Genomic DNA, 22,531 nt, shown 5'->3' on the forward strand with positions numbered 1-22,531 from the left:
AATTCCTTACGATCTCTTGAATATTCCCCCAAAAAACCCAATCAATTAAATGGTATGCTGTAACAAAAAAATTAAAAGCTATATAATGATTATCCTTATTATCAGTAAGTTTGTCAAAATCAAATTCCAGTTTCTTCCAATAATCATTAACTGTCTTTAGTTCTGTAAAACCTTTATTATTTTTCATTTATATAATAGTGCTTAACCCGCTATATAATAACCTTTATTATTTATATTTCGCAAACAGACAGTAAATTCCTTTACCTCTGTCCTATCCGTAAATATAATCAATTTAAAGAAAGAAAAAGACCCTAGCAGATAGTCTAGCCCCGATTGAAACGGCATCCTTTTTAAAACCTAAATGGAACCATAATTACACAGATTGCCACGTCGCTTGCTCCTCGCAATGACGTCTTAAAAGATAGTCCTTAGCTGCGCACAGGATAAATTACAAGCGGGAAACAGCTTCTAATATAAAAGGATTAAATACCAGCTATTACTCCAATTTCGGCTATAAATTTATCGGCCAACGCATCGGCTTCTTCTTGAGATTTTGCTTCGGTATAAATTCTAATAATAGGTTCGGTGTTACTTTTACGCAGGTGTGCCCAACTTTCGGGAAATCTATTTTTACACCGTCTATAGTGGTTAGTTGCTCGTTTTTATAACGGGCTTCCATGGTTTTTAAAATACCATCTACATCCAAACCTGGCGTTAATTGTATTTTCTTTTTACCCATAAAATAACTCGGATAGGTTTTTCTAAGTTCGCTTACTTTCATGCCTTTTTCTGCCAATAAACTTAAAAACAACGCAATACCCACTAAGGCATCTCTACCATAATGAATCTCTGGATAAATAATGCCACCGTTGCCTTCGCCACCTATTACTACTTTGTTTTTCTTCATTAATTTTACAACATTTACCTCGCCTACTGCAGAGGCTTCATACATGCCGCCGTGTTTTTCGGTAACATCTCTAAGTGCACGCGTAGAACTCATGTTGCTTACCGTATTACCTGGGTTGTGACTCAATACATAATCGGCACAAGCTACCAAGGTGTATTCCTCTCCAAACATATCACCATTTTCGTCCATAAATGCGAGACGATCTACGTCTGGATCTACAACTATACCAAAATCTGCATTGTGTTTTTTAACGGCATCAGATAAATCTGTTAAATGTTCTTTTAAAGGTTCTGGGTTGTGTGGAAAATGTCCGTTTGGTTCACAATACAACTTTATAACATCAACACCTAAACGCTCTAATAATAGAGGAATAACTATTCCTCCAGTTGAGTTTACGCCATCTACAACTACTTTAAAACGCTCTGCTTCAATAGCTTTTACGTTTACTAATGGTAAATCTAAAACTTCTATTATGTGTAAATCGAAATAGGCTTTATTTTTTGTGATTTTACCTAAACTATCTACATCGGCAAATTCTATAGTGTTGCCTTCGGCTAGTTCTAAAATTTTTGCGCCTTCTTCTCCATCTAAAAATTCTCCATCTGCATTTAATAATTTAAGGGCATTCCATTGTTTTGGATTGTGACTTGCGGTTAGAATAATACCACCATCTGCATGTTCCATAGGCGCTGCAACTTCAACCGTTGGAGTGGTAGATAAGCCTAAATCAATAACATGAATGCCTTGACCTACCAAAGTTTGCATGACTAAACTTTGAATCATTTTCCAGAAATACGTGCATCTCGTCCTACTACAACTTTGTAATTGTCTTTAACACGTTGTTGTTTTAACCAAGCACCATAAGCTGCTGCAAATTTTACAGCATCTATTGGGGTAAGGTTCTCGCCTACTTGTCCGCCAATGGTTCCTCTTATTCCTGAAATTGATTTTATAAGTGTCATACTCTATTTTTAAAATTAAAGCACAAATATACAGTTTCAAAATCGTATTTCTTAGCACGGAATTTGTAAATTTCACGAATGAATTATTTAGCACACATTTATTTATCTGGAGATAACGATTTAGTTACCATAGGAAATTTTATTGCAGACGGTATAAAAGGTAAAAATTACAAAACCTATGATAAAGATGTACAAACTGGTATTTTGTTACACAGGCATATTGACACGTATACCGATGCTCATAAAACGGTAAGACAAAGCACAAAACGTTTACACGGAAAATACAGTCATTATTCAGGGGTAATTGTAGATATTTTATATGACCATTTTTTAGCTAAAAATTGGAGCAACTATTGTAATGTACCATTAAACAAATATGTGGATAATTTCTATACTTCACTTGAAGATAATTTTGAAATATTGCCTTTAAGAATTCAAAAAATGATGCCATACATGATTACCGATAATTGGTTATTGAGTTATGCATCTATTGATGGTATTACTCGAGTTTTAGAAGGTATGAATAGACGCACCAAAAACGTTTCTGGCATGAATGAAGCTGTTAAGGAATTAGAAGAATTCTATTCTGAATTTGAAACTGAATTTACTGCTTTTTTTGATGAGCTTATTTTGTTTTCTAATGAAAAATTAAAAGTTTTAAACGAAGATTAAATGACAAGGTTTTATTTTACTTCTCTAGTTTTTTTGTGCTTTTTTATTTCCTGTAAAAAAACACCAGATATAGCTATTAACAGCAATACTAAACGTGGTGTGGTTGCAAAACATGCCATGGTAGTTACGGCTCGTGAAGAAGCTTCGCAAATTGGTGTAAACATATTAAAACAAGGAGGGAACGCTTTTGATGCGATGGTAGCTACTGAATTAGCTTTGGCGGTTGCTTATCCCGTAGCAGGAAATTTAGGTGGAGGTGGTTTTATGGTTTATAGAACAAAAAATGGTGAAATTGGATCAATCGATTACAGAGAAAAAGCACCACTTGCCGCTACAAAAAACATGTATTTAGATGAAAATGAAACTATAATTCCTAATAAAAGCACCCTTGGCATAATGTCTATTGGTGTTCCAGGAACTGTTGCAGGTATTTTTGAAGTTCATGATAAATTGGGTTCCCTACCCATAGAAACCATTTTAAAACCTGTAATAGCTTTAGCTTACAGAGGTGTTGTGGTTACCAATAAGCAAGAAAAGAGATTAAAATGGCATCAACCAAATTTTAGAAAAGTAAATAATGATTTTATTCTTTTTGAATTGGATTGGAAAACTGGAGACACTATTAAAAATATAGCTTTGGCTCAAACTTTAGAGCGTATTTCTAAAAATGGAAAGAATGAATTTTATAAAGGGGAAACGGGGGAAATACTGGCTAAATTCATAAAAGACAATGGTGGTATTATTACTGAAGATGATTTATCAAAATATGAAGCCAAATGGCGTGATCCGATAACATTTTCTTATGATGATTTAAAGATTATTTCCATGGGACCACCTTCAAGTGGTGGTATCTGTTTAGCCCAAATTTTAAAAATGATCGAACCTTTTCCGTTACATGAATATGGACATAACACTCTAAAAACCATTCAAGCCATTACCGAAGCTGAAAGACGTGCTTATGCAGATAGAAGTTTTTATCTAGGAGATCCAGACTTTATAGAAATTCCTGCCAGAACACTTATAAGCGATAAATATTTAAGTGGAAGAATGGCTGATTTTTCTTTTGAAAAAGCAACATCTTCTGATGCTGTTTCGCATGGTAACATTCAAATCATTGAAAGTAATGAAACAACACACTACTCCATTATTGATCAATTTGGAAATGCTATTGCAACTACTACAACTCTAAATGGTGCTTATGGCTCTAAATTGTATTGTGCTGAACTTGGCTTTTTCTAAATAATGAAATGGATGATTTTAGTAGCAAACCTGGCACCCCCAATATGTTTGGATTAATTGGAGCAGAAGCCAATAGTATTGCTCCAGAAAAGCGAATGTTAAGCTCTATGACACCAACTATTGTTGAAAAAAATGGTAAATTACTCATGACACTTGGTACTCCTGGCGGCTCTACAATTATTACCTCAGTTTTACAAACCATTCTTAATGTACATGAATTTAATATGAGTATGCAAGAGGCTGTAAATGCGCCTAGATTTCATCATCAATGGTTACCGGATAGAATATTAATGGAACCACATTCTTTTAATAAATCGTTAATTCTTCAACTTGAAGATTTAGGATATCCAGTGAAAGAAGGAAAATCGAGTATTTTAGGTAAAGTCGATGGAATACTTGTTTTAAATGACAACTTGTATGAGGGTGGTGCAGATTATCGAGGAGATGATACGGCTATCGGTTTTTAACTATTTTGTTTCATCAAACCAATGATAATTAATACTTTAGCAAACCAGACCCCAATCTATTACATAAATGAAATCTAAAAAACCTATAAAAATAATCTTTGGTGTTGTAGTGTTTTTAACACTACCTACACTCCTCCTTTTTGGTTTTTTGTATTTTAAACATCATCAAGACATTCCAAATGGTGTAAAAGGTGAAGCTGCAGATAATCTTGCAACAAAAATGCTTATTGCCTTAAATTATGAGGCTTACAGAAGTACAGATTATATAGAGTGGACTTTTAAGAAGAAACGACACTACAAATGGGAAAAAACCAAAAATATTTGTGAAGTGTTTTGGAAAGAAAACAAGATTAAACTTGATTTAAAAGACCATTCTGAAAGTAAAGCTTATGTACATGGCTTTACTATAGAAGGCGAAATGGGTGCTGAATTAGTTGAAAAAGCCAAAAATCACTTTAACAATGATGTATTTTGGTTGATTGCACCTTTCAATGTTTTTGATGAAGGGGTTGAGCGTAAACTAGTTACACTAGATTCTAATAAAAAAGCACTATTAGTGACTTACAATGGTGAAAGCGCTTATTTATGGCATTTTGATGATACAGGAAAACCAAAAAGCTTTAATATGTGGGATTCTGAAACTCCAATTGACGGGCTAGAAGCTTCATGGAGCGATTGGGAAATTGCAGAAACTGGTGTGAAATTACCAAGGTTCCATAAAATATTAATGTTTGGTATGGAAATATCGGATATTAAAACGCATTAACTTTTTTTAACAGTTTTACCTCCATAGATACACTTCATTTTTAACCTCAAAAAACGTAACTTCGCAACTTTGCTCTCAAATAAGGGCAGTTTTGTATTGCTATGAGTTATTTTGAAGAAAAAATTGAGGTAAAGGGCGCTCGTGTTCATAATCTAAAAAATATTGATGTTTCAATTCCTAGAGAGAAACTAGTAGTTATTACTGGTTTATCTGGAAGTGGTAAATCCTCATTGGCTTTTGATACCATATATGCCGAAGGACAACGCCGTTATATTGAAACGTTTTCTGCTTATGCTCGTCAATTTTTAGGAGGTCTGGAACGACCAGATGTTGATAAAATTGATGGCTTATCTCCTGTTATTGCCATTGAGCAAAAAACGACCAGTAAGTCACCTCGCTCTACGGTTGGTACAATTACCGAGATTTACGATTTTATGCGCTTATTGTTTGCTCGTGCAAGCGATGCTTACAGTTACAATACTGGAGACAAAATGATAAGCTATAGTGATGAACAAATTAAGGAACTTATCTTAAAAGATTTTGATGGGAAACGTATTAACGTTTTAGCACCTGTTGTTCGTTCTAGAAAAGGTCATTATCGAGAGTTATTTGAGCAAATTGCAAAACAAGGATTTGTAAAAGTAAGAACAGACGGCGAAATTAATGACCTTGTAAAAGGCATGAAGTTAGACCGCTACAAAACGCATGATATTGAAATTGTAATAGATCGTTTGGTGGTAAATAATGAAACTGATAATGATAAACGGCTTACAGAAACCATCAATACAGCAATGTATCATGGCGATGATGTTCTTATGGTAATTGACCAAGACACACAAAAGGCACGCTATTTTAGTCGAAATTTAATGTGTCCTTCCTCTGGAATTTCATATCCAAACCCAGAACCTAATAATTTTTCATTCAATTCTCCAAAAGGAGCATGCTCTAACTGTAATGGTATTGGCGAATTGTATCAGGTAAATGAGAACAAAATTATACCTGATGATTCATTGTCCATTAAAGCAGGTGCATTAGCCCCTCATGGACCAGAGAAGAAAAGTTGGATTTTCAAACAATTTGAAACTATTGCACAACGCTTTGATTTTAAATTGACTGATGCCTTTAAAGATATTCCAAATGAAGCCAAACAAGTTATTCTATACGGTGGTAATGAAAAGTTTTCTGTTGAAAGTAAAACACTAGGTGTTACCAGAGATTATAAAATAGATTTTGAGGGAGTTGCCAATTTTATTGAAAACCAATACAATACAGCAGAATCAACATCACTTAAACGATGGGCTAAAGATTATATGGACAAGGTAAAATGTCCGGTTTGCGAAGGCTCTCGGTTAAAAAAAGAATCCTTATACTTTAAAATAAACAATAAAAACATTTCAGAACTCGCAAATACTGATATTGTAGAATTAGCTGAATGGTTTAACGATTTGCATCTTCATCTTTCAGAAAAACAATTTAAAATAGCTGAAGAAGTTCTTAAAGAAATAAAAACACGTTTGCAGTTTTTGTTGGATGTAGGCCTAAATTACTTGGCATTAAACAGGAGTTCAAAATCGCTTTCGGGTGGAGAAGCACAACGTATCAGGCTCGCTACGCAAATTGGTTCTCAATTGGTTGGTGTACTTTATATCTTAGATGAACCAAGTATTGGTTTACATCAACGTGATAATGAAAAATTGATAAATTCTTTAGTATCACTTCGAGATATAGGGAATTCTGTGATTGTAGTTGAGCACGATAAAGACATGATAGAACGTGCCGATTATGTCATAGATATTGGCCCTAAGGCTGGAAAATACGGTGGCGAAATTATCAGTATTGGCAATCCAGATGATTTAAAAACACATAATACTCTTACTGCTGATTATTTAAATGGCGCTAAAGAAATTGAAATACCAAAAAAACGAAGAGAAGGTAATGGTAAATTTTTAGAGCTTAAAGGCTGTACAGGTAATAACTTAAAAAATGTGTCTGTTAAATTTCCTTTAGGAAAAATGATTGGAGTTACAGGAGTTTCGGGAAGTGGTAAATCTACTTTGATTAATGAGACGCTCTACCCTATTTTGAATGCACATTATTTTAATGGTGTAAAAAAACCAATGCCTTATAAAACTATCAAAGGGTTAGAGCATATTGATAAGGTTATAGATATTAATCAATCGCCTATTGGAAGAACACCACGAAGTAATCCTGCAACATACACCAAAACTTTTGATGAAATTAGAAGTTTATTTGCCAAAATACCCGAAGCCATGATTCGTGGTTATAAAGCTGGGCGTTTTAGTTTTAATGTAAAAGGCGGACGTTGTGAGACCTGTAAAGGCGGTGGTTTACGTGTTATTGAAATGAATTTTTTACCTGATGTTTATGTAGAATGCGAAACCTGTCAAGGCAAACGTTTCAACAGAGAAACCTTAGAAATTCGCTATAAAGGCAAAAATATTAGTGATGTTTTAAATATGACCATTAATGAAGCTGTGGACTTCTTTGAACATATTCCAAAAATATTCAGAAAGCTAAAAACTATTAAAGATGTTGGTTTGGGTTATATCACACTTGGTCAACAAAGCACCACCCTTTCTGGAGGAGAAGCGCAACGTATTAAATTAGCAACAGAATTAAGCAAACGAGATACTGGAAACACATTTTACATTTTAGATGAACCCACAACAGGTCTTCACTTTGAGGACATTCGAGTATTAATGTTGGTTTTGAACAAACTAGTAAATAAAGGTAATACGGTACTTATTATAGAACATAATTTGGATGTTATCAAAACCGTAGACCATATTATTGATATTGGTTATGAAGGCGGAAAAGGGGGTGGACAAATAGTTGTTGAAGGCACTCCAGAGAATGTTGTAAAGCACAAGAAAAGTTATACTGCCAAGTTTTGAAAAAAGAATTAAATTAAAATAATATGACAAAAGAGGAGCATCACAAAAGTTGGAATGAAATAAAAACTAACGATTCATGGGCCATATTTAAAATTATGGGGGAATTTGTGAATGGTTATGAAAAAATGAGCAAAATAGGACCTTGTGTTTCTATTTTTGGTTCAGCTAGAACTAAACCTGATGATAAATATTACCTGCTAGCAGAAAAAGTTGCTAAAAAAATTGTTGAATCTGGTTATGGTGTTATTACTGGCGGTGGTCCAGGAATTATGGAAGCTGGAAATAAAGGAGCTCATTTAGGCGGAGGTACTTCCGTAGGCTTGAATATTGACTTGCCATTCGAGCAACATGATAATCCATATATAGATGCTGATAAAAGTTTAGATTTTGATTATTTCTTTGTTCGTAAAGTAATGTTTGTAAAATACTCCCAAGTTTTGTGGTAATGCCGGGTGGTTTTGGGACTTTAGATGAACTATTTGAGGCCATGACATTGATTCAAACTCATAAAATCGAAAAATTTCCAATTATTTTAGTAGGGAAAACGTTTTGGGAGGGACTAATAGATTGGATTAAATCCACCTTGTTAGAAGCAAACCAAAATATAAGTCCTAAAGACTTGGATTTAATTCATTTAGTAGACACAGAAGATGAAGTTATCACTATTCTAGATGCTTTCTACAAAGAATCTGGATTAAGTCAAACTTCTAAATAAAACCTTTAGGATGTGTAAATTACATGTATGATGCATATTATTCATTATATTGCTGCGCCTAAAACACAAATCTGATAATTTTAAACACTATTTTGAAGTTACGCTTTTTAACTTACTTATTCTCCTTAGCCTATGTTATAGTAGGTTTTGGGCAAAATGAAATCAACATTAAAGCAGATTTTAATGTAGAGGAACGACTCATTACTATATCCCAACAAATAACGTATCAAAATAAATCTAAAGATACTTTAAAAACTATTTATCTAAATGATTGGAGTAATAGTTACTCAACTAAAAATACAGCTTTAGCTAAACGTTTAGCTGATGAGTATAATAATAAATTTCACTTAGCTAAAAATGAAGATAGGGGCTATTCTGTAATTACATCAATACTTCAAAATAAAGATAGTTTAACATTTTCGCGACTTAAAAACCAAATTGATGTTATTGAAGTAAAACTATCTAAACCACTACCTATTAACGAATCTTATACAATTCAATTAGAATACATTATTAAAGTGCCTAATGATAAATTCACTAGTTATGGCGTTACACCAGATGGTGATTTCAATTTAAGGTATTGGTACATTTCTCCTGCCATTTATGATACTGATTGGCAATACTATAGCAATAAAAACCTAAATGATTTATTTATACCTAAATCAAACATTACACTAGAGGCTACTTATCCAAAAAAATATACTTTAACTTCAGAATTAAATGTTGTTGAAACCAAAATAAATAGAGATAGTAAAATAACAGTTTTTAAAGGAAAAGACAGAAACAGTAATGAAGTTTATCTAAACAAGACTGACAAATTCAAGTCTCTAAAAAATGAAAAAATAGAGATTGTTTCAGATATTAAAGACAATAATTTAGAACTTATAGAAAAGGTTTTAATAACTGAAAAAATCGTCAATTACATAAACGATAATATTGGAGTTTATCCACATGAAAAAATACTATTAACTGAAATAGACAATACTAATGATCCTGTATACGGTTTAAATTCATTGCCTAAATTTTTACAACCATATCCAGATACTTTTGAGTATGAATTAAAACTTTTAAAAATTACACTTCATAATTACTTAGAAAACACATTGTTGGTTAATCCTAGAAAAGACCATTGGTTATTGGATGCTATTCAAATATATTACCTCATTAAATATGTTGAGAAGTATTATCCAAACATGAAGTTTTTAGGAGCTTTGGCAGATTTTTGGGGCGTGAGGTCATTTCATGCTTCTGATTTACATTATAATGAAAAGTATACAATAGCATACATGTCTATGGCCAGAACTAATAGGGATCAGCCATTAACTATGCAAAAGGATTCTCTTTTGAAATTCAATAACAATATTGCCAATAAATACAAAGCTGGTATAGGACTTAAGTATTTAGACGATTTTATAAACCATGACGTTTTAGAACATGCCATAAAACCGTTTTTAGAAACTCATACATTAGAACAAACATCAACTAAAGAATTTGAGGAATTTTTAAAATCAAAAACTTCTAAAAATATTGATTGGTTTTTTGATGATTATTTGAAGTCAAGAAAAAAATAGATTTCAAAATCAAAAATGTTGAAAAAACCGAAGATTCAATAACTGTAACTATCAAGAATAAAAGAGATAACAGTATGCCTGTATCTTTATACACTCTAAATAATGATAGTATTATTTCTAAGTTTTGGATTGAAAATATTCAAAAGAAAAAAACAGTTACTATTCCAAGAAATAAGGCCAATAAATTGGTTTTAAATTACAATAATGCAATTCCTGAATTCAACCAAAGGGACAATTGGAAATCTCTCAAAGGTTTCTTTTTTAATAATAAACCATTACAGTTTCGATTATTTAAAGATGTTGAAGACCCCAATTATAGTCAAGTATTTTTCATGCCAATTGTAGAATTTAATAATATCTATGATGGTTTAAATTTAGGGATTAAAGCATATAACGGCACACTATTAAGACGAAATTTAAAATATAAAATTCAACCCCAATATTCATTAGGATCTAAAGCACTTACTGGAGGAGTATCCGCTTCTATGACTCATAATATTGAGAACAAAAATTTATACGCAATTAAATATGGTGCTAGCTTTGGTTACAGTTCTTATGCTGAAGATTTATTTGTAAGACGTTTAATTCCCTCTCTTTCATTTGCATTTAGAGAAGATAGTGATTTCAGATCGAATAAGAGACAACTTTTAAGATTTAGATTTTTAGATTTTAATCGAGATAGAGACCCATTGAATCCTGATAGTAGTGACGAACCAAACTATAGCGTTTTTAATGCACGTTACATTCACTCAAACGATAATTTAATAAACTTTAGTAAATGGTATACTGATTTACAAATAGCAAGAACATTTAGTAAAGTATCTTTTAATTATGAATATAGAAAGCTTTATGAAAGTAATAGACAATTAAACCTAAGATTTTTTACCGGCCTTTTTATAGAAAACAATAATAACCCAAGCTCAAATTATTTTAGTTTTGCTTTAGACAGACCAACGGACTACTTATTTGAATATAACTATTTAGGACGCTCTGAAGCTTCTGGAATTTTTAGTCAGCAATATATTGATGCAGAAGGAGGTTTTAAATCTCAATTAAAGGTCCCTTTTGCAAACCAATGGATGACTACTGCAAATGTAAGCACAACATTATGGAAATATATTTTAGCTTATGGTGATTTTGGGTTAGTGAAAAACAAACAAATAGCTCCTAAATTTGTTTACGATTCTGGAATTAGAATTAATTTGGTTACAGATTATTTTGAAGTTTACTTTCCAGTATATTCTAATTTAGGTTGGGAAATTGGTCAACCTAATTACGATCAAAAAATAAGATTCAAATTTACGGTTGATCCAGAATCATTACTAGGCTTGTTTAGAAGACGCTGGTATTAGATAATTATTATCTAAATAGTGTTTTTTATAAGAATTCAGCAATATTTAATCGTAAAATTAGATATTATTATAGAAATCACACTTTATTTGAAGGTCTATTAATTGCAAAAAACCTAAAAATTCACTAATTTCGCGTGAGTTCTTAACCAACCAAATATGCAATCTATTTCCGACTTAAAAGACAATATTTCATTTGATGATTTTAAAGCCGAGGTTTTAAATGATTATAAGATAGCTGTGTTAAGTCGCGAATGTAGTTTATTAGGAAGACGTGAGGTTTTGACTGGTAAAGCTAAGTTTGGAATTTTTGGAGATGGTAAAGAAATACCACAACTTGCCATGGCTAAAGCTTTTGCAAAAGGCGACTGGCGCTCTGGATACTACAGAGATCAAACATTTATGATGGCCATTGGCGAATTATCTGTTGAACAATTTTTCGCAGGTTTGTATGCCAATACTAATTTGGAATTAGAACCTATGTCTGCTGGACGTCAAATGGGCGGTCATTTTGTAACTCATAGTTTAGATGAAAATGGTAACTGGAAAGATTTAACAACACAATATAATTCTAGTGCTGATATCTCTCCTACTGCTGGACAAATGCCTCGGCTTTTGGGGCTTGCGCAAGCATCAAAAATTTATAAAGAGTTAAAAGACATAAACCCCAAAAAATTTTCTGTTAATGGAAACGAAGTTGCCTGGGGCACAATTGGTAATGCCAGTACTAGTGAGGGTTTGTTTTTTGAAACTATAAACGCTGCTGGTGTTTTACAAGTACCTATGATTACAAGTGTTTGGGATGATGAATATGGTATTTCTGTACATGCGAAACATCAAACTACAAAGGAAAATATATCGGAAATTTTAAAAGGTTTCCAAAGAAATAAAAATGATAAAGGTTTTGAAATTCTTCGTGTAAAAGGCTGGGATTACCCTAATGTAGTAGCTACTTATCAAGAAGCTGCTGCAATTGCCAGAGAGGAACATGTTCCTGTTTTAATTCATGTAACCGACTTAACGCAACCGCAAGGGCATTCTACTTCCGGTTCTCACGAACGTTATAAAAGTGGAGAACGATTACGTTGGGAATCCGATCATGATTGTAATAAAAAAATGCGAGAATGGATTCTTGAAAGTGGTATTGCAGACAATGAAACACTAACCAATATTGAACGCACCCTAAAACGCGAAGTAAAACAGAGTAAAACAAAAGCGTGGAATACATTTTTAGCACCTATAAAAAGAGAACAAAATGAGCTCGTTTCATTGTTAGAATCTGTTGCTCAAAACAATTCTAATGGTGTTTTTATTTCAAAATTAAAAGACACACTTAAAGGCTTAAATGAACCAACTAGAAAAGATATTTTATCAACCGCACGGAAGGTCTTAAGATATACTATTGGAAAAAATTCTAGTGAGAGCAAACAATTAGCAGATTGGATAAATAACTATTTTGCAACAATCCAACCAAAGTTTAGTTCACATTTATATTGTGAAACCGATAAATCTGCTTTACATGTAACCGAAGTAAAGCCTGTTTTTGATGATACTTCAGAATTGGTAGATGGGAGAATTATCATTAGAGATAATTTTGATGCACTTTTCCAAAAACATCCAGAAGTCTTAATTTTTGGTGAAGACACAGGAAATATTGGTGATGTAAATCAAGGTTTAGAAGGTCTTCAAGAAAAATACGGAGAATTGCGAGTAGCTGATACAGGCATTAGAGAGGCAACCATAATTGGCCAAGGTATAGGTATGGCTTTAAGGGGCTTACGTCCTATTGCAGAAATTCAATATTTAGATTATACACTTTATGCTTTAAATACCATTAGCGATGATTTAGCATCATTACATTACCGCACAAAAGGCAGACAAAAAGCCCCATTAATTATTAGAACTCGTGGACATAGACTGGAAGGTATTTGGCATTCTGGCTCTCAAATGGGAGGGCTTTTAAACTTAATGCGAGGTGTTTTTGTATTGGTTCCAAGAAATATGACCAAAGCCGCTGGTTTTTATAATACGTTATTGCTTAGCGATGATCCTGCATTAGTCGTGGAATGTCTTAATGGTTATCGCTTAAAAGAAAGACGACCTAATAACATGGGAAATTTTAAAACCCCTGTTGGTGTTGTAGAAACTATAAAAGAAGGGACTGATATTACACTAGTGTCTTATGGCTCTACCTTGCGTTTAGTTGAAGAAGCTTCAAAAGAACTTTTAGCCGTTGGTATTGATTCAGAAATTATTGATGTTCAATCCTTAGTTCCTTTTGATATTCATCATGATATTGTAAAAAGTATAGCCAAAACCAATCGTGTTATAGTAATAGATGAAGATGTTCCCGGTGGAGCTTCTGCATATATATTAGATAAGATTTTGAATGAACAAAACGCATTTCAATACTTAGATAGCGCACCAAAAACATTGACAGCAAAAGCGCACAGACCAGCATATGGTAATGATGGTGATTATTTCTCTAAACCCTCTACAGAAGATATTTTTGAAGCTGTTTATGATGTGATGTACGAATTGAGTCCTAATGATTTTCCAAAACTGCGATAATAATATTACTTTAGAGTTCTAAATTAGTATTAGTTGTTTCCAGATTTTAACATTAGAAGTACACCTCTTTTCATTTTAGTAATTCAAGGCTTAATATTTGCCATTCTTCTTCTTGCTAAATACAAAAGGAAAGGAAATATTTCTGATTTATTCTTGAGTCTTATATTATTTATAACCTGCTATAGCCAAACGTGCTACACAATTGGGTTCATGGGTTGGTATGATACATTTAGAAACACCAAAATAAATTACTTCTTATACAACATAACTATCCTTCTAGCACCTTTAATTTATTTATATGTGAAATCTGTAACCATATCTAATTTCAAATTTAAAAAACTACATTGGTGGCATTTTGCATTTGCTTTTACTTTTATACTTTATAGAATCTTCATTTTTATTTATGATGCTTCTCAACCAGCTTTTAATGAAACACAAAATGGAATTTTAAAAATAGACTTAGACGAGTCTATTATTCAACCAGCAATGAGTTTTATTGAATTTCCCTTTATGTTGTTATATTTAGCATTCACACTACAACTGTTTTACAATTATCGCAAAAAAATAATTCAATACTTTTCTAATACTTATAAATTAGAACTTAATTGGATTCTAAGCTTTTTAATACTTTTTACTTTGATGTTTTTGTATGATACTACACAAACTATTGTTGGCATTTTTGTAACTGATTTAAGCTACATACAACGGTGGTGGCTTAATTTATTTGTAGCAATAATTACACTATACATTGGTATTAAGGGGTATTTTACAGATACCTCAATACTTAACAAACTAGATTTTAGATTTTCTCCTAGTAAAGATGCTATACCAAATCCTTCAAGTGAAAACGATTCGAAATCAATATCAAAAAAGGATATTGCTATTGTAAAATCACTTATGGAAAACGAAAGAGCATACTTAAATTCCGAATTAAACTTATCAGACTTAGCGCAACAAGCAAATATGTCTAGAGGGCAACTTTCAGAAGTAATAAATTCAGGATTCAACAAAAACTTTAATGATTTTGTAAACATGTATCGTGTTGATGCTTTTAAAGGTATGATAAAGGAAAATAAGCATAAGCAATTATCCCTATTAGGTATTGCACAAGAATGTGGATTTAATAGTAAAGCAACCTTTAATCGGGTATTTAAAAAGTTAACAAACCACTCTCCTACAGAATATTTAAATTCTACAATAAATTAAGACGTCTCAAATCGTATTTTAAGTCTTTCCAACATCTTTTAAGTCGTTCATGCATTGGTAATGTTTGAAATTTGCCTCATCAACAAAAAAATAAACATTATGAAAATCATTAAATTGTTAATTACACCAATTATCCAATCGCATTGGTTCGCAGATTTACTTTTGCAGCTATCAGGTTTAGCTGTGGTATGTTATTAGCTCTGGATTTTGGAGCAGCAAAATTCGGAATGCCATGGACACCAGATGACAGAAACTTGAAGCTATTTGAAGTTGCTGCTTGGTTTCCAGAAGATGTTGCATCTTACGGAGGGATTTTCGCTATTGCACCAGTTTTTTTTGCATGGATGGGCGCTTTTAGTGAAGCTGTTGGAGGCATTCTATTTGCCTTCGGGTTAAAAACAAGAATTGCTTCATTCTTAATTATGTGCACAATGCTAGTTGCTATTTTTATGCAAAAGTGGCATCAAGGAACATGGGCAATACTTCCTGCTATGGGTTTTTTATGGATCTCCGTTTACAATCTATACTTCGGCTCTGGCCGCTTTGGTTTAGACTATTTAATTTCTAAAACTTTAAAATAAATTATTATGAAAAAATATATTATTACAATCGCTCTACTTTTATTTACAATGATGAATTATGGGCAAGCCAAAGTTTCAATATCAGATATTGAAATATTAAATAACACCAAATGGAAAGGTGTTCTTACATACATAGATTATCAATCTGGAAAATCTTCAAATGTTGAGGCAACTTTAGATATTAAAATTGAGAATGACAAAATAATATCTAATGTTAAATATACTTATGAGCCGAATAAAAATAATAAAGCTAAAGTTAAGATTAAGAAAAACGGCACCTATTACGGCAATGAAAAAGTAGTTTCTAATACTTATAAAAATGGCAAAAGAATACTAATAACAAGTTACGAAGGAAAAGACAATGGCAGAAAAGCTAAGATGTTTAATAGACATGAATTTAATGATTACACGTACACCATCAGCAAAAAAGTAGTTTATAAAAACACCAATGATAGTATCATAAGAAATACATACAAATTCATTAAAACTAACTAAGATGAAACAGTTAATAATTATAACAACACTACTAATAATTGCATTTTGCGCAAGCTGTGTGCAAAATACACATCCAAAAGTAATTCAATTCAAATTAGATATGCGCCATCAAGAAAACATTAAAAATGTTGGAGTAAGAGGAAATACCAGCCCTTTATCTTGGAATGATACATTGAGGCTAACAGATGAAAATAACGGTAGTATATATGAAGGTTCGATTAAATTTAATTCAACAAGTTTTGATTTAGAATTCAAATTTGTAAAAAACAATGACTTCTTTGAGCTAAAAGGACAGCAAAATAGAAGTATAACATTTGAATATAAGCCAGAAACTATTCTATATGAAGCAAAGTTCAACTACCCTGACACAAAAATTTCTAAAAACAATTAAAATGAAGCATATTATTTCTCTAATAATATTTGTTTGTGTAAACACTTTTACACAAAACGAAATCCCGCAACATATACTTGGTCAAGCAATTGAAAACAATAAACCGAAATTTATTAATTTCAAAATTAAAAATAATTCATTGAATAGACATCAATTTGTAGTAATTGGCACAAAACCAAACGGTAGAAAATTTAGTTATGGTTTCCCAATGATGCCTTTAATAAGTAGAAAAGAATATTGGACAACTGGAACAAAAATCTATAAAGTCAATAAAATGGGACTAAGAAAACTTTTAATAACAATAAAACCAGAAGATGAAAACAAAACCATAAAACTCTTTAAAAACAAAGAATAAAAACGTTTAAAGCCATAACATCAGTTGTGGTTTTTTTATATTTATAAATTAATTGAAAACAAATATGAAAGCCGTAAATCTTACCGAAATCAAGAAAGAACTGAATATGCTTTCAAATAAAGAATTGCAAGACCTTTGTTTACGTCTTGGGCGATTTAAAAAAGAAAATAAGGAACTACTTACCTACTTATTATTTGAATCACATAATGAAAGTGGTTATATAGAAAGCGTTAAAAACTATATAGATGCTGAATTTGAGATTATAAATACAGATAGTTATTATTACATCAGAAAAAGTGTTCGTAAAATATTAAGAAACATTAAAAAATTTATTCGCTATTCTCAACAAAAAGAAACTGAGGTAGAACTACTCCTCTACTTCTGTGAAAAATTAAAAGATTTTAAACCAAGTATCAAGCGAAGCACCCAACTGCAAAACATGTACAATCGTCAAATTTTGTTGTCTAAAAAAACAATTGCTAAATTACATGAAGACTTGCAGTATGATTATAATTTGATGCTGGACGAATTGTAGAATTATCATAATTCACTTGAAAAGAAGAAAGAACACTTAAAAATGAAATATTTTATCACTTTATTAATTCTAGGGTCATACTTTAATAGTTGTAAAAACTCAAAAAAGACATCTCACTAAATACAACAAAACAAACAAGAATTATATGTACTAACTATGATTGTAAAGGCACATACAAAGGTGCTGAATTTATAAATGGATCTGATATTGCACATCAGTTTTCTAACAAAATGTCTCAGGCTGTTGGCGATAAACTAAAAAGTTATACCATTCCAAATCATACAAAAAAGTAGATTTTACAAAAGTTAAAATGTCTACTAAAGGTATGGGATCAGGTAATGTAGTTTATAAATTAACTATTCCTTTTATTTCAGTTACTGATAAATGTGAAGCTTACACATCTTTTGATCATGTTGGTGGGTGGAATCATGTGCCAGCATTGACAGAAAGAAAATTACAATTGCAAAAAGCACTCCTTCCAGGCCACAAATTAAATATAAGTGATTTAAAAACAACCCCTGAAGGTTTACAAGAATATTGGATACAATGGAAAAATAAAAAGGTGCAATTTGATTGTGAGTAGTTATATTCAATTACAATACCAAACACTTCGATAGCGTATCTTGATAAATCGCTTCATATTGTGGCACTATAGCATGTAAATCGAATTTCAGGGCTTCTTTTCTTGCGTTATTTTTAAATGTTTTTAAACGTGCTTCATCACTTAAAATATAAAGTGCGTTTTTCACCATGTCTTCTATATCTCCAACATCACTCAAAAATCCTGAAACACCGTTAACATTTACTTCTGGAATTCCACCTGTATTACTTGAGATTACTGCAACTCCTGAAGCCATAGCTTCTAATGCGGCTAAACCAAAACTTTCGGTTAATGATGGTAGTAAAAACAAATCACTAAAACATAATATTTTATCAATTTCATTACTTCTGCCGAAGAAAATCACTTTATCTGAAATCCCTAATTCCCTACAACGTTTTTCAACATTTTCTTTTTCGGGGCCTTCACCTATAAACATTAATTTAGCAGGCATTTCTTTTTGAATACCATAAAATACACTAATCACATCTTGAACCCTTTTTACCGGTCGTAAATTACTGATATGCGTGATGATTTTCTCATTATCATTCGCCATCATTCCTCGTTGACAATCCGTGAAACCATGGTTATATTTATCTAAATCTATAAAATTTGGCACTACGTTAATATCCTTTTTAATATCAAATAAACGAAGCGTATCATCTTTTAAGCTCTTTGAGACCGTAGTAACAGCATCAGATTTATTAATACTAAAAGTAACCGCTGGTTTGTAAAATGGATGACTCCCAACAAGTGTAATATCTGTACCGTGAAGCGTAGTTACAATTGGCAGATGAATACCTTCTTCCTTTAACATTTTCTTCGCCATGTAAGCCGCATAAGCATGAGGAATAGCATAATGCACATGTAAAATTTCTATACCATGCAGTTTAACCATATCTACCAATTTACTTGATAGCGCCAATTCATAAGGTTGATAATGAAATAATGGATACTCTGGCACATTAACTTCGTGATAATGTACATTATTGCTCAATAACTCTAACCTTACTGGTTGATTGTAGGTAATAAAGTGAATTTCATGGCCACGCTTAGACAATTCTAAACCTAGTTCAGTAGCCACAACACCACTACCTCCAAAAGTTGGATAACAAACAATACCTATTTTCATTTTATAAATTTTAAGTGTCTTAAGTTTAAAATACTTAAAGTTTAATAGTTATGCCAACTTTAAATACTTCCAACTTGAAACTTTAAGTACTTCTAATCTTCAATCGCTTCATAAATAAAACGTTGAATTTCAGTTCTTATATTTCGTTTTAATAATAAATTTTTTCCAGCATGCGGATAAGTTCTATTAGCTAAAAACACATAAACAATTTCCTCATCTGGGTCTGCCCATGCATAAGTTCCAGTAAACCCTGAATGTCCAAAACTTGTCATAGATAAACAACCACAGGTTGGGCCTTCATCTCCTAATTGAGGTTTATCAAAACCAACTCCTCGTCTATTATCTTTATGGCAATAATGACAAGTATTAAATTTCGTAAAAGTTTTAGGACTTAAATAACGTTTTCCTCCATAAAACCCTTTCTGTAAATACATCTGCATAATTTTGGCAACATCATTGGCATTACTAAAAACTCCTGCATGACCACCAACTCCATTTTGCATTGCAGCTCCCATGTCATGTACATAACCATGTACCTTTTGGTGACGGTAATAATTATCAACCTCAGTAGGTACAATGTGTTTGTTACTTATTTTTCGGTATGGATTATACATCGTATAATTTGCTCCTAAAGATTGATAAAAATGATCTTGCACCAATTCATCTAAACCTTTGTCGTAATGTTTCTCTATAAATTTCTTTAAAATATAATACGGAAAGTCACTATATCTGTAACGCAAACGCTCAAGCAACTCTGATTCTTTGATTATTTTTTGAATAGAGTCTTGATAATCAGACCTTAAGTATAAGTTTTTAGAGACTTCAATATTGAATTTTTTACTCTTTTCTGTTCTATAATATTTTCCACTTGGACGTTTAGTAATCGAATCTAAAGTATGGTAATAGAAAGGTTCCCATGGTCTTAATCGTGCATAATGGGATAACATTTGCTTTATGGTAACATCTTCTTTATTTGAACCTTTGTACTCTGGTAATAATTCGTATAATGGACTATTTAATGATACTAATCCCTTTTCTTCTAGTTCCATTACAAGAGGCAATGTGGCTAGAATTTTAGTTAATGAAGCTACATCATATATATCATCAAAGCCTACTTTTTCTTTGCCTTTGTATGTGTGTTTACCAAAACTTTTATTGTAAATAACTTTACCTTTTCTAGCTATTAACAACTGAATACCCGGTGTCATCATGGAATCGACAGCAACTTGAGCAATAGAATCTATACGCTTTAATTTTTCTGAATTCATACCAACTCGCTCAGGAATTGTATAACCTAATCGCTTTATAGCATTATTTTCTATACCCTCTCCAGTTTTAAAATATGAACCAATTGATACTGGTAATTTTCCTTTTGAAGCAATAGCTCCAAAAATTAATTGTGCTGATTTTTCTTGAGCTATTTTACTATTTTGATAACTAACAATAATACTCTCAATATTTTCGATAGTTTTCAAATCATCAAGCGCATATGGTTTTGCAAATACATCTAAAATAACATTGTGCGTTCTGGCAATTTCATACAACCAAACTAACTCTTTACTACTAAATTTATAAGGTTTCCAAGGACTTAAATTAGATTTATGTAAACCAATAATTACTGTATTATAAGGCTGTAGTTTTTTAATAAGTGGGAACAGATTATCATCTTGTATTTGATGTACTTTTGTATATTTTTTTAATTCATTGAAAAATATACTACCATCATCATCTCCCATTTTAACATATGCAATAGTTTTAGTCTCTAATTTAGTTACAGGTACTAAATCTGCTTTGTTTTTAACAACGGTTATGGCATTTTCTAGTAATTCTTCATAAAGCATATCGTCTTTTAAGCGATTCAAATCATTCTTTAAATTGTATAATCCTATTGGTTCATAATTATTCAAACCAACTTTATATTTTGCCAGAAGAATCTTTTTTACAGAATGTGCTAAACGCTCCTCTGTAATTTCTCCCTTGTTGAAAGCGCCAATTAGTTTTGACACACCAATACCAACGTTTTCGGACATCAACATAACGTCATTTCCTGCCTTAAAAGCTGCTAAATCTATATCTCCTGATTCGCTAAAATCTGCAGCACCTTTCATGGTTAGTGCATCTGTAAAAATAAGTCCTTTAAAACCTAAGGAATCTTTTAAAATGTCTGTAACGATGTGTTTTGATAAAGATGAAGGATAGCCGTCTCTAGCTTCTAAACTTGGTACATTTAAATGTGCTACCATTACACTAGACAAGCCTTTTTTAATTAGTTTTTTGTAAGGATATAACTCTATAGAATCTATACGTTTTGCATCAAAATTAATTGTTGGTAATGTATGATGAGAATCAGCTTCGGTATCACCATGTCCTGGAAAATGTTTGGCATTTGCTAAAACTCCAGCACTTTGCATGCCTTTCATAAACGCTAATCCCTTTTCTGTAACATTATCTCTATCTTCTCCAAATGACCGATTACCAATTATTGGGTTTTTAGGATTAGTATTGATATCAACCACAGGTGCAAAATTAAAATGAACACCTAAACGTTTACAATGCTCTCCAATTTGCCTACCAGTTTGCTCTACTAAGTTATTATCTTTTATTGCTCCTAATGCCATATTATAAGGAAATGCATAAGTAGAATCTAAACGCATACTCAAACCCCATTCGGCATCCATGCCAATTAACATTGGAAGTTTTGATAGCGCTTGCAACTCATTATTTAGTTGTGCTTGCCGCATAGGACCTCCATTTGAATAAATAATACCCCCAATATGGTGTTCTCTAATCAATTTTACAATGTTCTTTTTTTCAAGAGCATTTTGATTTGACATAACTTGAACCATGTATAATTGCCCTACTTTTTCTTTAAGTGACATGTTACCATAGATACTATCTACCCATTTTTGTTGGGCTACGGCATCACTAGTTAAAAGTGGATTTTGTGTGTCTTGAGCTTTTAATAAAAGGCAAGAGAAGAATATTAAGGTATAAAACAAATAGCGCATAAGGGGACTAATTAAGCAATTTAACTAATAACATAGTCAATAATAATCATGCCAAAATAACACTTTTAAAAAAAGAGAGAAAAACTTTAAGACACT

At 31.9% G+C, this 22,531-nt stretch carries 14 protein-coding genes and 4 pseudogenes; 15 read left to right on the forward strand and 3 right to left on the reverse strand.

Going from position 1 to position 22,531, the window contains the following annotated elements; all coding sequences use genetic code 11:
* Positions 1-482: 482 nt before the first annotated feature.
* Positions 483-1,869 (reverse strand): annotated as a pseudogene (gene glmM / locus AC0L5U_RS04395) (phosphoglucosamine mutase).
* Between the two features lie 78 nt (positions 1,870-1,947).
* On the opposite strand from glmM, the gene AC0L5U_RS04400 reads away from it, so the two are divergent.
* The 15 genes and pseudogenes from AC0L5U_RS04400 to AC0L5U_RS04470 all read left to right on the forward strand — a co-directional run bounded on the left by AC0L5U_RS04400 (position 1,948) and on the right by AC0L5U_RS04470 (position 18,280).
* The gene (locus tag AC0L5U_RS04400; protein WP_473414854.1) at positions 1,948-2,541 is read left to right on the forward strand and encodes an acyl carrier protein phosphodiesterase; all 594 of its coding nucleotides are present in this window, start codon (positions 1,948-1,950) and stop codon (positions 2,539-2,541) included.
* Positions 2,542-4,247, forward strand: a pseudogene (ggt, locus tag AC0L5U_RS04405) (gamma-glutamyltransferase).
* A 67-nt stretch (positions 4,248-4,314) separates the two neighbouring features.
* On the forward strand, positions 4,315-5,013 hold the full coding sequence (locus AC0L5U_RS04410; protein ID WP_473414855.1) for a hypothetical protein: 699 nt from the start codon (positions 4,315-4,317) through the stop codon (positions 5,011-5,013).
* Positions 5,014-5,114: 101 nt separating this feature from the next.
* Positions 5,115-7,945 (forward strand): annotated as a pseudogene (gene uvrA / locus AC0L5U_RS04415) (excinuclease ABC subunit UvrA).
* A 6-nt stretch (positions 7,946-7,951) separates the two neighbouring features.
* A pseudogene (locus AC0L5U_RS04420) lies at positions 7,952-8,643 on the forward strand (LOG family protein).
* Positions 8,644-8,735: 92 nt separating this feature from the next.
* Positions 8,736-10,214 (forward strand): gluzincin family metallopeptidase, encoded by a 1,479-nt coding sequence (locus AC0L5U_RS04425; RefSeq protein WP_473414856.1) that lies wholly within the window; start codon positions 8,736-8,738, stop codon positions 10,212-10,214.
* 74 nt (positions 10,215-10,288) lie between these two features.
* Entirely contained in the window at positions 10,289-11,566 is a 1,278-nt protein-coding gene (locus AC0L5U_RS04430) for a hypothetical protein (RefSeq protein WP_473414857.1), read from the forward strand.
* A 156-nt stretch (positions 11,567-11,722) separates the two neighbouring features.
* On the forward strand, positions 11,723-14,134 hold the full coding sequence (locus tag AC0L5U_RS04435; protein WP_473414858.1) for an alpha-ketoacid dehydrogenase subunit alpha/beta: 2,412 nt from the start codon (positions 11,723-11,725) through the stop codon (positions 14,132-14,134).
* A gap of 210 nt (positions 14,135-14,344) precedes the next feature.
* Positions 14,345-15,340, forward strand: coding sequence for a helix-turn-helix domain-containing protein (locus AC0L5U_RS04440; protein ID WP_473414859.1), 996 nt, complete (start codon positions 14,345-14,347; stop codon positions 15,338-15,340).
* 143 nt (positions 15,341-15,483) lie between these two features.
* The gene (locus tag AC0L5U_RS04445) at positions 15,484-15,921 is read left to right on the forward strand and encodes a DoxX family protein (RefSeq protein ID WP_473414860.1); all 438 of its coding nucleotides are present in this window, start codon (positions 15,484-15,486) and stop codon (positions 15,919-15,921) included.
* Between the two features lie 6 nt (positions 15,922-15,927).
* A complete protein-coding gene (locus tag AC0L5U_RS04450; RefSeq protein ID WP_473414861.1) occupies positions 15,928-16,416 on the forward strand; it encodes a hypothetical protein in 489 nt (162 codons plus the stop codon).
* A 1-nt stretch (position 16,417) separates the two neighbouring features.
* Complete coding sequence (locus AC0L5U_RS04455; protein ID WP_473414862.1) at positions 16,418-16,807, forward strand: hypothetical protein; 390 nt, start codon at positions 16,418-16,420, stop codon at positions 16,805-16,807.
* Between the two features lies 1 nt (position 16,808).
* The gene (locus tag AC0L5U_RS04460) at positions 16,809-17,162 is read left to right on the forward strand and encodes a hypothetical protein (protein WP_473414863.1); all 354 of its coding nucleotides are present in this window, start codon (positions 16,809-16,811) and stop codon (positions 17,160-17,162) included.
* 64 nt (positions 17,163-17,226) lie between these two features.
* On the forward strand, positions 17,227-17,697 hold the full coding sequence (locus AC0L5U_RS04465; RefSeq protein WP_473414864.1) for a hypothetical protein: 471 nt from the start codon (positions 17,227-17,229) through the stop codon (positions 17,695-17,697).
* Between the two features lie 310 nt (positions 17,698-18,007).
* Positions 18,008-18,280 (forward strand): hypothetical protein, encoded by a 273-nt coding sequence (locus AC0L5U_RS04470; protein ID WP_473414865.1) that lies wholly within the window; start codon positions 18,008-18,010, stop codon positions 18,278-18,280.
* A 10-nt stretch (positions 18,281-18,290) separates the two neighbouring features.
* Here the strand turns inward: AC0L5U_RS04470 and bshA are convergent, their stop codons facing one another.
* Both bshA and AC0L5U_RS04480 read right to left on the reverse strand, forming a co-directional pair.
* Positions 18,291-19,427 (reverse strand): N-acetyl-alpha-D-glucosaminyl L-malate synthase BshA, encoded by a 1,137-nt coding sequence (gene bshA / locus AC0L5U_RS04475; RefSeq protein WP_473414866.1) that lies wholly within the window; start codon positions 19,425-19,427, stop codon positions 18,291-18,293.
* A 92-nt stretch (positions 19,428-19,519) separates the two neighbouring features.
* The gene (locus AC0L5U_RS04480; protein ID WP_473414867.1) at positions 19,520-22,435 is read right to left on the reverse strand and encodes a glycoside hydrolase family 3 N-terminal domain-containing protein; all 2,916 of its coding nucleotides are present in this window, start codon (positions 22,433-22,435) and stop codon (positions 19,520-19,522) included.
* Between the last annotated feature and the right edge of the window lie 96 nt (positions 22,436-22,531).

Source organism: Jejuia sp. G7-7 (assembly GCF_055808955.1).

Coding starts and splice junctions, on each gene's coding strand:
- bshA (WP_473414866.1), bottom strand. CDS start 19,427: ATGAAAATAGGTATTGTTTGTTATCCAACTTTTGGAGGTAGTGGTGTT.
- AC0L5U_RS04470 (WP_473414865.1), top strand. CDS start 18,008: ATGTCTACTAAAGGTATGGGATCAGGTAATGTAGTTTATAAATTAACT.
- AC0L5U_RS04430 (WP_473414857.1), top strand. CDS start 10,289: ATGCCTGTATCTTTATACACTCTAAATAATGATAGTATTATTTCTAAG.
- AC0L5U_RS04455 (WP_473414862.1), top strand. CDS start 16,418: ATGAAACAGTTAATAATTATAACAACACTACTAATAATTGCATTTTGC.
- AC0L5U_RS04400 (WP_473414854.1), top strand. CDS start 1,948: ATGAATTATTTAGCACACATTTATTTATCTGGAGATAACGATTTAGTT.
- AC0L5U_RS04450 (WP_473414861.1), top strand. CDS start 15,928: ATGAAAAAATATATTATTACAATCGCTCTACTTTTATTTACAATGATG.
- AC0L5U_RS04410 (WP_473414855.1), top strand. CDS start 4,315: ATGAAATCTAAAAAACCTATAAAAATAATCTTTGGTGTTGTAGTGTTT.
- AC0L5U_RS04435 (WP_473414858.1), top strand. CDS start 11,723: ATGCAATCTATTTCCGACTTAAAAGACAATATTTCATTTGATGATTTT.
- AC0L5U_RS04460 (WP_473414863.1), top strand. CDS start 16,809: ATGAAGCATATTATTTCTCTAATAATATTTGTTTGTGTAAACACTTTT.
- AC0L5U_RS04480 (WP_473414867.1), bottom strand. CDS start 22,435: ATGCGCTATTTGTTTTATACCTTAATATTCTTCTCTTGCCTTTTATTA.
- AC0L5U_RS04465 (WP_473414864.1), top strand. CDS start 17,227: ATGAAAGCCGTAAATCTTACCGAAATCAAGAAAGAACTGAATATGCTT.
- AC0L5U_RS04440 (WP_473414859.1), top strand. CDS start 14,345: ATGGGTTGGTATGATACATTTAGAAACACCAAAATAAATTACTTCTTA.